The organism is Burkholderia sp. GbtcB21 (genome assembly GCF_019091065.1).
Classification (GTDB): Bacteria; Pseudomonadota; Gammaproteobacteria; order Burkholderiales; family Burkholderiaceae; genus Burkholderia; species Burkholderia pyrrocinia_C.
Window position 1 is genome coordinate 372,139 of sequence record NZ_JAGXKA010000006.1, and the last position, 9,964, is coordinate 382,102.

Below are 9,964 nucleotides of genomic sequence, written 5' to 3' on the forward strand. Positions count from 1 at the left end.
GCTTGTATAGCGCCCATCTTTTTGGATACCAGATATGACCACCAATGAAAGCCGCTCAGCCGTTCGCGTATGCGAAATCGCCGACATCGAATGTTCGCGCGGTTGTGGCACCGGCGCGTGCAAGAACGAGACGACCACCGAAAATAGCCGCGCTGACGGCGAATACGTCAAGCTGTCGGACGTACTTCGCTCGCCCGCTATGGCGGCGGAAGCGGTGGCGATCCCAAACTCTCCCGCATATTGCTTGCGTGGCCTGTATAAACCGGCCGATGAATACTTCATCGATGGCAAGCCTTGCACGCCGGACGAATATATCGCGTGGCAGGCCGGGATTATCGAGGCGGTAACGAAGGCGAAGCTGCCAGATCCGAAGTACTACGGCGGCTCTGCGGAGGAAGGTGACCAGCACGACGTGAAGTGCGCATACGTGGACGGATGGAATGATTGCCGCGCCTCCATCCTCGCCGCCCCGCAGCCGCCCGCGCAGGCCGACGCTCGGGTCGGGCTGACGGACGAGCAGCGAGCGGCATTGGAAACTGCGCTTTCTCTCATTGGCCTGAGTGGTGATCCGCGCGTCAGGAAGATGCACCAAGTCCTTCGCGCCCTTCTCCAAGGAACCAACCATGCCGAATGACAACGTGCTGACGATCCCGCGCGACCTGCTGCAAGACCTCATCGATGATGTATCCGATTACGCAGCATCTCGGGAATTCAAGCCGCGCGAGAAAGTATGGCGGGATGATGTCTTAGCGCGCGCCCACGCCCTTCTCGCGACACCGCAGCCGGAGCCGCGCTCCGAGGTGACGGACGAAATGGTCGAGGCTGCGGCATTTGCATATGACACGTTCCCATGTCCGCACGGCGAGAGCGTCGGACGTGGGCCGCATCTCGGTCAACTGCGCGCAACGGTGCAAGCCGCCATCGACGCCGCCAGCACCGGAGCCTCATCATGAAAGAGCCGATTCTGTCGCGCGAGGAAGTACTTGATGCATTGACGGTACCTGGCCTCAACGTCGAAGCCGCACTAGAGCCACGCGAGGTAGGTCTGCTTTGCGGCGCAATCATCGATTTGGTGGAGAAGCTGTGCGGGGAGCCGATCTATCAAGCCCGTCAACTTTCCGACGAGCCTGACCGATGGGACGACGTGTATGCAGGCACGCATTATGCCTGCGCATCCCAGCCGCAGTTTTACGATACGCGCATCGTCTACGCCCTCAACCGGAGCCAATCATGAAGATCACCGATGACATGCTGACGGAGTGGTTTCCGCATGAAGTAAAGCCCGCGCACGTTGGGGTATACGAAACTGACTTCAACGTATGCCGCAGCGGCGGCTGGGCCTATTGGGACGGCAAGAACTGGGGAAATTCATGCGGAAGAATTTCCGAGGCGAACAACAGGCGCTACCCCTCGGCAGTTCAAAACAAGGGCTGGCGCGGCCTGAAGGAGAAGCACCATGGATGAGCGCGAGATTGCCGACAGAGAATCATTTGTGCATTGGGTATCTACCGAATGGCGTCCTGACGATGGAGCTCAGTTGCTGGCCAAAGATTGGCCCCGATTTGCCTTTGCAGCATGGCAAGCCGCCCGCCGCACCACGCCCGACAGGGAGGCGGTTATCACCGCCGCTCAACGCGTGGTTCGAGATGCACTTGACGACGTACGCGTTCATCCCTGCGACGAGCATAACGACGAGATGCGGGCTAACGGTCTTAGCGAGCTGATGTATGGGCTATACGCTGCCCTCAAGACCGCCATCACTAGCGATAAGGGAGGTGCGTGATGAACCCGGTTCTTGGCGGCCTTATAGGATCCCTGGTTGTAATGGTTCCATATGTTCTGATCGCATGGTTTTTAGAGAGACGGGCACACAAGAAATTCATGAAAGAGATGCGAGGTGACAGATGATCGACCAAGACAATATGCGAGCGCTGGCGAAGACGCTACGCGCATGGAAATGGGTGAACAACCCGATACCAAATCAAGCCGCCGACGCCATAGACCTCCTACTGGCAGAGGTGGAAGGACTCCGGGCCGCGCGGATCGCCTATGCGAACGAATTTGAGCCGGATGCCGAAGGCTTGCCGAATGTCGGAAGCATCCACGAGAACATCCGCAAGCTGAAGGACGAGCTGGAAGCCGCTGCGGCGGATAAGCTAGATGCGGACCGGTATCGATTAGTGCGTCGCGGTCAGCGCTGGAGCGTGATCAACTGGGTTGGCGAAACGCTGCGCGCCGAACAACTGGACGCAGCCATCGATGCCGCCCTCGCGCAACGACAGGGAGAAGGATCGTAAGTGGAAACGGCCTTTCAGCGCATATTGGAGATCACGAAGGAGTGGATGAATGAGCATCGTGACGAACACGGAGCTTGTCGAATTGACTGGCGGCCTGAAGCAAGGGGCGGCGCAAACGCGTTGGATCTTGCGGAATCTCGGGATCAAATGTCCGCGCAAGGTAGACGGCCATCCTCTCCTGACGTGGGAACAGGTCAATCGCGGCCCCGAAGAGAAGCCTAAGTCTCAGCCGAAATGGAGCGTGGCAGCATGAAGAAGCACCGGGAACGTGATGGCCTCCTGCCGCGCATGGAGGCGCGCAAACGAAAGGAGGGCTTCACGTACCGCTACCACCCGGTCGGCAAGAAGCCGATCAATCTCGGTCAAGACCGGCTGATCGCGATCCGCAAGGTGCTTGACCTGCTCGGCACGGGTGACGACCTCGGGACGATCTCGCGGCTCTGGGAGCAGTTTCAGGAGACACCCGGCTGGAAGCGCTATTCGCAGTACACCCGCGACGATTACAAGCAATGCAGCGGACCGCTACTCGAAACGTTTGGCGACATGCGCGCGGCCGACATCGACGCAACGCACGTCTCGCGCTACCTACGGATCGAGCGCGCCGCGGCACCGGTGCGCGCCAACCGCGAGGCCGCCCTACTCTCGAACCTGATCGGCTTGGCAATCGACCGCGGCGAAGCCAAGCACAACCCCTGCCGAGAGGTGCGACGCAATGAAGAGCAGCCGAGAACTGAAGCCCCGGATCCGGAAGAGTTTCATAAATTCGCCACTTGGCTTGCGAACCAAGGTGGCCAGCGAGGTGTCATCGGCATGGCTGCTGAGTACGCTGCGCTGGCAGGAAACCGCAAGGTGGAGTTTCTTGACCTGGGGTGGCCGCAGATCGACGAGCAGGCCGGAATCATCCGCGTTAAGCGGGCCAAGCAGCGCGGCAAGAAGCGCGGCGAAGTGATCGAGCATATCGAGATCACGCCGGCTATCTCGGCGCTTCTGGAGCGTCTGCGCGCCGTCCGTAAGGACGATTGCCTGTACGTGTTCTCAAGCAAGCACAAGACGCACTACACCGCCGCTGGATTCAAGGCGATGTGGACGAAGTTGATGGCCGAAGCGCTCAGAGAGAAAGTGATCGCCAAGCGGTTCACATTCCATGACCTTCGCGCCTACTACGTCACGACGTATAAGGCAGAACGTGGTTCGCTACCCGATCTTCACGCAAACCCGGCCACAACGGCGCGGGTGTACGATCGGACAAAAATTGTCAAACGAAGGGGGATGTGATGCTTTTCGGAAACGCGATGTTGCATCGCGAGATGCACGGGATGTTTAGCCCGTGCAAAGATTGCAAGAGCCCGCAGGAATGTGGCACGCGAGGACATTGCTACATTGAGATCTGCCAAGTCTATAACCAAGCCAAGGTGCTTGGCAACCAACTGCCGACGTTGCAGCTGTGCAGCCCTTTCTCGAACTTCAGGAGAGACTACAACATGCTGAAAGAAGCAGATAGTGACGGAGGGGAGTGCGACTAAATTCCCATTTTGGGAATTTAGATGCTGTACGCCCGAACAGTGATCGAGCGCAAGTGCTTGAATTTGTTGGGGTGGCTGATGGGACTCGAACCCACGACGACAGGAATCACAATCCTGGACTCTACCAACTGAGCTACAGCCACCACTGATACTGCTTTCTGCTCTTCGCTGTTTTTGTTTCAGCAGCGAAGAAGCAAGATTATACGAAGTCTTTTGAATCTTGCAAAGCCTTTTTTTCAAAAAATTCTTCGGCTTCGTTCAGATGCGCGCGCGCCTCGTCGAACACGGCCAGATCGCCGCGCGCGAGCTTCTTGTTGTCGGACAGCACGCGACGCCAGCCGCGCGCGCCGGGCACGCCGCGATACAGCCCGAGCGCATGCCGCACGATCGCGCCGAGATAGGTCCCACGCTTCAGTTCGGCCGCGCAGTACTCGATCAGTTGCGCTTCAGATTCTTCGCGCGTCGGCACCGCACCCGTCGATCCGTAGAAGCGCGCATCGACCTCCGCGAGCACGTACGGGTTGTGATACGCCTCGCGGCCGAGCATCACGCCGTCGACATGCTCGAGATGCTGAGCAACCTCGTCCAACGTCTTGATGCCACCGTTGATGACGATCTCCAGCGACGGAAAATCGCGCTTCAACTGATACGCATAGTCGTACTTCAGCGGCGGGATCTCGCGATTCTCCTTCGGCGACAGCCCCTTCAGGATCGCGTTGCGCGCATGCACGACGAACGTTTCGCAGCCGGCCTCGGCCACCGTGCCGACGAAGTCGCGCACGAACGCGTAGTCCTCGACCGCGTCGACACCGATCCGGTGCTTGACCGTAACCGGCACCGACACCGCATCGCGCATCGCCTTCACACAGTCGGCGACGAGCTGCGGCTCGTTCATCAGGCACGCGCCGAACGCGCCGCGCTGCACGCGCTCGGACGGACATCCGCAATTCAGGTTGATTTCGTCGTAGCCCCACTGCTCGCCGAGCTTCGCGGCGCGCGCGAGATCGTCGCGTTCGCTGCCGCCAAGCTGCAGCGCGACCGGCGATTCGTTCGGCGTGAACGCAAGATGCCGCTGGGCATCGCCGAACAGCAGCGCGCCCGTCGTGATCATCTCCGTATACAGCCACGTATCGCGCGTCAGCGTACGGTGGAACGACCGGCAATGGCGATCGGTCCAGTCGAGCATCGGCGCGACGGATACGCGGCGGGGAGGAAGCGAGGACGGTACGGACATGAAATTCGGGCAACAAGCCAGGCGGCGCGGAAACAACCAATTATTTTACCGCAACATGGGCCGTACCTGCCCGGCGCCTGCGCTAGTCACCCTCGCCCAGCTCCGCATCGACTGCCCTTCGCGCCTCGTCGAGCACGCGCTCGATCACGCGCCGTTCGGTCAGCAGCAACCCGTCGACCTTGACGAGCCGCCAGTCGATCCGCACGGCGTCGCCCTGCAGCACGCGGTAGTGCGCATGCTCGCCGTCCCAGACCTGCTCGGTCTTCACCTCGATCTCGAAGCCGCGGTACGGCTCGCTGAAATCGCCGAGGTCGCTGCCTCTCGGTTCCATCGCACGCTCCGTGGCGATACAGCGCCAGGCCGCCCGTGCAGCCGGCGCCGTGCGCTCAGTCGTATTCGTCGGACAAAAAGGATTTGCCGTCGGCCGTCAGGTCGACGCGGTCGGCCGCCGCCTGATAGATCAGCCCCTCGTTCAGCAACGCATAGACGACGTCGCCGAACGCGGCAGGAACCGGCCGGCTGTCGCCGAACTGGTCGATCCACTTCAGCGCCTCGATGGCTTCGGGGGAAAGGATGGGGGTCATGCGTTGCCCTCCGGCATCGGTGTCGTTCCATCCTAACACTTCGTCCGGACGCCGAATACCGAGGCAAACGCGCTGCGGGAACGCCGGACGACGCCAACGGGCAGGCTTGCCCGCCGGCGCCGCACCAGCGCAGGAAGCACGCGCTCAGAGACGCGCGATCGATACTTCGGTCGACTTCACGAGCGCGACGACTTCCGCGCCGACTTTCAGTTCGAGCTCGTCGACCGAGCGGGTCGTGATCACCGACGTAACGATGCCGAACGGCGTCTCGACATCGACCTCGGACACCACCGGCCCGCGAATGATCTCCTTCACCTTGCCTTTGAACTGGTTACGCACGTTGATTGCAGTGATGCTCATCGGGTTGATCGCTCCGAAGAAAAAGTCTCAGAACGGGCGGCCGGAGCCGCCCGGATTTAAACGGCCCAGCGGATCTGCCCGACCGGTCGAACGTTGTCTGCTTCATGCACCGCGCCCGGTTCGGCCGTGCCAGGCCCGCCGGCAAGCACGCGCTTCAGCACGCGGTCTTCCAGCGCCGCAAACGCCGCCGATGCGCGAGCACGCGGCCGGTCGAGCGGGACGGGCTGGTCGAGCGCCACGCGCCCCTGCTCGATGAGCAGGATGCGGTCGCCGAGCGCGACAGCCTCCTGCACGTCGTGCGTGACGAGCAGCGCGGTGAACCGATGCTCGCGCCACAAGCGCTCGATCAGCGCATGCATCTCGATGCGGGTCAGCGCGTCGAGTGCACCGAGCGGCTCGTCGAGCAGCAGCAGTTGCGGCCGGTGCACGAGCGCGCGCGCCAGTGACACACGCTGCCGCTGGCCGCCCGACAGTTGCGCGGGCCAGTCGTTCGCCCGTTCCAGCAGGCCGACTTCATCGAGCACCGCGCGCGCGTCGTCGCGCGCGCCGCGCCCGAGGCCGAGCATCACGTTCTGCAGCACGGTTTTCCACGGCAGCAGGCGCGCATCCTGGAACATGATCCGCGTATCGAGCGCACCGCCGCCGTCGCCGCGCGTCACGAGCGCGCCGCTGCTCGGCTGCTCGAGTCCCGCGACGAGACGCAACAGCGTCGACTTGCCGCAACCGCTCCGGCCGACGATCGCGACGAAGCTGCCGCGCACGATGCCGAGTTCGACGTTGTCGAGCACGGTGCGCGCGCCGAAGCGCTTGCTGACGCCCGACAGCGTCACCGCGTCATCGGGTGCCGGGCTTCCCGCGCGCCGCCGCGCGAGCGGAACAACGGATGCGCTGCCGTCACGATCGAGGATTGCCGCGTCTCGCGCATCGCCGTCCGCGACGCGTGCCTGCGCGAGTTCGGCCTCGAGGTCTGCGCCGGCGAGCGGGCCGTAGGCGGCCGCCGAAGTCGTCGCATTCATGCCTTTGCTCCTGATTGGTAAGCGGGGTGCCAGCGCAGCGTCACGCGCTCGAGCCATTTCGCCAGCACATCGGCCAGCTTGCCGAGCACCGCGTACAGCAGGATGCCGACCACCACCACATCGGTTTGCAGGAATTCACGCGCGTTCATCGTCATGTAGCCGATGCCCGACTGCGCGGAGATGGTTTCCGCGACGATCAGCATCACCCACATCAGCCCGAGCGCGAAACGCACGCCGACGAGGATCGACGGCAACGCACCGGGCAGGATCACGTCGCGATACAGCGCGAAGCCGCGCACGCCGTAACTCTTCGCCATCTCGATCAGGTTCGCGTCGACCGAGCGGATCCCGTGATACGTGTTGATGTAAACCGGGAAGAACACACCGAGCGCGACGAGGAACAGCTTCGCCTTCTCGTCGATGCCGAACCACAGGATCACGAGCGGAATCATCGCGAGCGCCGGGATGTTGCGGATCATCTGGATCGTCGAATCGAGCGCGACCTCGGCGGCCTTCGACAGGCCGGTTGCAAGCCCCAGCGCGAGACCGACGCCGCCACCGATCGCAAAACCGAACAGCGCGCGCCACGTGCTCACTTTCACGTTCGCCCACATTTCGCCCGACGTCACGAGCGACCACGCCGCCCGCACGACCGCCACCGGCTCGGGCAGCACGCGGGTCGACAGCCAGCCGGTGCGCGCGCCGACTTCCCACACAACCAGCAGCGCGAGGGGCACGAGCCACGGCGCGACGCCGCGCCATGCGCGGGCGGCCACGGCGGCAACCGTCGTCGACGTTTTCGTTGTCATCGCAGGCCTCTCCTCGCTCAGCTCTGGCTTGTCTTCGGCAGATAGTTGTTGCCGACGATCTCGCCGAACGGCCCCGACAGCGGGCCGGCCGGCCGCTGCGCGCCCTTGCCCTTGATCAGCGGGAACACGAGTTCGGCAAAGCGATACGACTCCTCGAGGTGCGGGTAGCCGGACAGGATGAACGTCTCGATGCCGAGGTCCGCGTATTCGCGCATGCGCTCGGCAACCTGCTCGGGATTGCCGACGAGCGCGGTGCCCGCGCCGCCGCGCACGAGACCGACGCCGGCCCACAGGTTCGGATACACCTCGAGCGCCTCGCGGCCGCCGCGCTTGCCGCCGTGCAGCGCGGCCATCCGGCGCTGACCTTCCGAGTCCATGTTCGCGAACGCCTTCTGCGCACGAGCGATCGTGTCGTCGTCGAGGCGGCTGATCAGGCGCTCGGCATCGCGCCATGCTTCGTCCTCGGTCTCGCGCACGATCACGTGCAGGCGAATGCCGAACTTGATCTTGCGGCCGCGCGCCTCCGCGCGGGCACGGATGTCGGCGATCTTCTTCGCGACCGCCTCGGGCGGCTCGCCCCAGGTCAGATAGGTATCGATATGATCGGCGGCAATCGCGTGCGCGGCCGGCGACGAGCCGCCGAACCACAGCGGCGGATGCGGACGCTGCACGGGCGGATAAAGCGCCTTGCCGCCCTTCGACTGCAGGTGCTTGCCGATGTAGTCGAAGCCGCCGTTGTCGTGCGACGCGGCAAGCAGCCCGCGCCAGATGTTCAGGAAGTCGTCGGTGATCTCGTAACGCGTATCGTGATCGGCGAACAGGCCGTCGCCTTCGAGTTCGGCCGCATCGCCGCCCGTCACGACGTTGATCAGCAGGCGGCCGCCCGACAGGCGGTCGAACGTCGCGGCCATGCGCGCCGACAGCCCCGGCGACGCGATGCCGGGACGAATTGCAACCAGGAACTTCAGGCGCTGCGTCGCCGGAATGAGGCTCGACGCAACGACCCACGCATCCTCGCAGGAACGACCGGTCGGCAGCAGCACGCCTTCGTACCCAAGCGTGTCCGCCGCGACGGCGACCTGCTTGAAATAATCGTAATCTGCGGCGCGCGCGCCTTCGGCCGTGCCGAGGTAGCGGCTGTCGCCATGCGTGGGGATAAACCAGAACACATTCATCTGCTGCTCCTGCTTGACTGTTCTTGCCGAAATTTGAAAAAAACGTCGCCCTGCTCGCGTCGCGGACGAGCGACGCATGCATGGTGTGCGTTCGAATCGGGATGGTTCGCGGGTCAGGCCGTGCAGCGGGCAAATACGCGATTGCACGGCTGTTTCTGGGAAATCAGTCTAGGGATCGGTGCAGGGCTTTGGAACGATTTTTTTGAGCTTAGGTTTTCCGCTTTCGTGATTAGCACGACGCTGGAGCGAATATCGCGGCGACCGGGCCCTATAATGGCGTACCTATCCGAATAACTCCGCGCGAACGGCCCCGGCCGGGCGCGCCTGCGGTGCACTCATCGATGCAGAAAGTCATCCTGCCGTTCCTGTCCGGCTTCCTTGCCGCCCTGTTCTTCCGCGAGGCCACGCTCGCCCTCCTTCACACCGCGGACCTGATCGCCGCGGCCGGCTTCTCCACGCAGCCGTTCGCGCCGCTCGGCATTCCTGAATTTGTCGCGAACGCGCTGATCAGCGCGTGCTGCGCGATCCCGATGGCATGGCTGTTGCGCGTGTCGCCGGAACGCGAGGCGTCGTGGATCGGCTCACTGATGTTCGGCGGCATCGTGCTGACTGCAGCCCGCGTGTTCGCGATCGATCCGCTGCGCGGCATCTGGCCGTCGGGCAACATGATGCCCGTGCTTGCGGCCGGCTTCGCGGCGAACGCGGTGTGGGGCTTCGGCGCGCTCGTGTTCATGCGCGCGTTCATGTCGGACGACGCGGGCAACGAGTAACGCGAGCCCGGTCTCCGTGCCCTTCGACCGCAAAGCGATCGAAGGGCAATAAACGAAAAGGCCGCCTGCACATGTGAATTGACCCCCAAGAGTTGGACATCACTCCAACCCTTGGGGGTTTTTTTCATGACGAAGTATGACCCGTCGTTCAAGCAACAATTGGTCAAGGCGTATCTGAGCGGCGAAGGCAGTTGCG

At 63.0% G+C, this 9,964-nt stretch carries 16 protein-coding genes and 1 tRNA gene; 9 read left to right on the top strand and 8 right to left on the bottom strand.

Annotated features, from left to right (window positions below):
• The first annotated feature begins 34 nt into the window (after positions 1-34).
• The 8 genes from KVT39_RS17350 to KVT39_RS17385 all read left to right on the top strand — a co-directional run bounded on the left by KVT39_RS17350 (position 35) and on the right by KVT39_RS17385 (position 3,572).
• Positions 35-634, top strand: coding sequence for a hypothetical protein (locus KVT39_RS17350; RefSeq protein ID WP_217589857.1), 600 nt, complete (start codon positions 35-37; stop codon positions 632-634).
• On the top strand, positions 624-953 hold the full coding sequence (locus tag KVT39_RS17355) for a hypothetical protein (RefSeq protein ID WP_217589811.1): 330 nt from the start codon (positions 624-626) through the stop codon (positions 951-953). The genes KVT39_RS17350 and KVT39_RS17355 overlap by 11 nt, the downstream gene beginning before the upstream one ends.
• On the top strand, positions 950-1,234 hold the full coding sequence (locus KVT39_RS17360) for a hypothetical protein (RefSeq protein WP_217589813.1): 285 nt from the start codon (positions 950-952) through the stop codon (positions 1,232-1,234). The genes KVT39_RS17355 and KVT39_RS17360 overlap by 4 nt, the downstream gene beginning before the upstream one ends.
• Positions 1,231-1,464, top strand: a complete 234-nt coding sequence (locus tag KVT39_RS17365; protein ID WP_217589815.1) for a hypothetical protein — start codon at positions 1,231-1,233, stop codon at positions 1,462-1,464. Before KVT39_RS17360 ends, KVT39_RS17365 begins: the two co-directional genes overlap by 4 nt.
• Entirely contained in the window at positions 1,457-1,783 is a 327-nt protein-coding gene (locus KVT39_RS17370) for a hypothetical protein (RefSeq protein WP_217589817.1), read from the top strand. Before KVT39_RS17365 ends, KVT39_RS17370 begins: the two co-directional genes overlap by 8 nt.
• Positions 1,784-1,904: 121 nt before the next feature.
• The gene (locus KVT39_RS17375) at positions 1,905-2,297 is read left to right on the top strand and encodes a hypothetical protein (RefSeq protein ID WP_254640526.1); all 393 of its coding nucleotides are present in this window, start codon (positions 1,905-1,907) and stop codon (positions 2,295-2,297) included.
• A 49-nt stretch (positions 2,298-2,346) separates the two neighbouring features.
• The gene (locus KVT39_RS17380) at positions 2,347-2,550 is read left to right on the top strand and encodes a DUF4224 domain-containing protein (RefSeq protein ID WP_217589819.1); all 204 of its coding nucleotides are present in this window, start codon (positions 2,347-2,349) and stop codon (positions 2,548-2,550) included.
• The gene (locus KVT39_RS17385; RefSeq protein WP_254640527.1) at positions 2,547-3,572 is read left to right on the top strand and encodes a tyrosine-type recombinase/integrase; all 1,026 of its coding nucleotides are present in this window, start codon (positions 2,547-2,549) and stop codon (positions 3,570-3,572) included. The genes KVT39_RS17380 and KVT39_RS17385 overlap by 4 nt, the downstream gene beginning before the upstream one ends.
• Positions 3,573-3,887: 315 nt before the next feature.
• Here KVT39_RS17385 and KVT39_RS17390 read toward each other — a convergent pair.
• The 8 genes from KVT39_RS17390 to ssuD form a co-directional block, all read right to left on the bottom strand.
• Positions 3,888-3,963: transfer RNA gene (locus tag KVT39_RS17390), tRNA-His, on the bottom strand.
• A 56-nt stretch (positions 3,964-4,019) separates the two neighbouring features.
• The gene (gene dusA, locus KVT39_RS17395) at positions 4,020-5,006 is read right to left on the bottom strand and encodes a tRNA dihydrouridine(20/20a) synthase DusA (protein ID WP_034184087.1); all 987 of its coding nucleotides are present in this window, start codon (positions 5,004-5,006) and stop codon (positions 4,020-4,022) included.
• Between the two features lie 130 nt (positions 5,007-5,136).
• A complete protein-coding gene (locus KVT39_RS17400; RefSeq protein WP_072441576.1) occupies positions 5,137-5,385 on the bottom strand; it encodes a hypothetical protein in 249 nt (82 codons plus the stop codon).
• Positions 5,386-5,440: 55 nt separating this feature from the next.
• On the bottom strand, positions 5,441-5,638 hold the full coding sequence (locus KVT39_RS17405; protein ID WP_034184085.1) for a hypothetical protein: 198 nt from the start codon (positions 5,636-5,638) through the stop codon (positions 5,441-5,443).
• Positions 5,639-5,782: 144 nt separating this feature from the next.
• Positions 5,783-5,998 carry a molybdopterin-binding protein gene (locus KVT39_RS17410; RefSeq protein ID WP_006400187.1) on the bottom strand — a complete coding sequence of 72 codons (216 nt, stop codon included), beginning with the start codon at positions 5,996-5,998 and terminating at the stop codon, positions 5,783-5,785.
• A gap of 56 nt (positions 5,999-6,054) precedes the next feature.
• The gene (locus tag KVT39_RS17415) at positions 6,055-7,014 is read right to left on the bottom strand and encodes an ATP-binding cassette domain-containing protein (RefSeq protein ID WP_217589837.1); all 960 of its coding nucleotides are present in this window, start codon (positions 7,012-7,014) and stop codon (positions 6,055-6,057) included.
• Positions 7,011-7,823: an aliphatic sulfonate ABC transporter permease SsuC gene (gene ssuC / locus KVT39_RS17420; protein WP_217589839.1), complete on the bottom strand. Its 813-nt coding sequence runs from the start codon at positions 7,821-7,823 to the stop codon at positions 7,011-7,013. The genes KVT39_RS17415 and ssuC overlap by 4 nt, the downstream gene beginning before the upstream one ends.
• 17 nt (positions 7,824-7,840) lie before the next feature.
• Positions 7,841-8,998 (bottom strand): FMNH2-dependent alkanesulfonate monooxygenase, encoded by a 1,158-nt coding sequence (gene ssuD, locus KVT39_RS17425; protein WP_034184082.1) that lies wholly within the window; start codon positions 8,996-8,998, stop codon positions 7,841-7,843.
• Between the two features lie 341 nt (positions 8,999-9,339).
• On the opposite strand from ssuD, the gene KVT39_RS17430 reads away from it, so the two are divergent.
• On the top strand, positions 9,340-9,768 hold the full coding sequence (locus KVT39_RS17430) for a hypothetical protein (RefSeq protein WP_034184081.1): 429 nt from the start codon (positions 9,340-9,342) through the stop codon (positions 9,766-9,768).
• Positions 9,769-9,964: the final 196 nt, after the last annotated feature.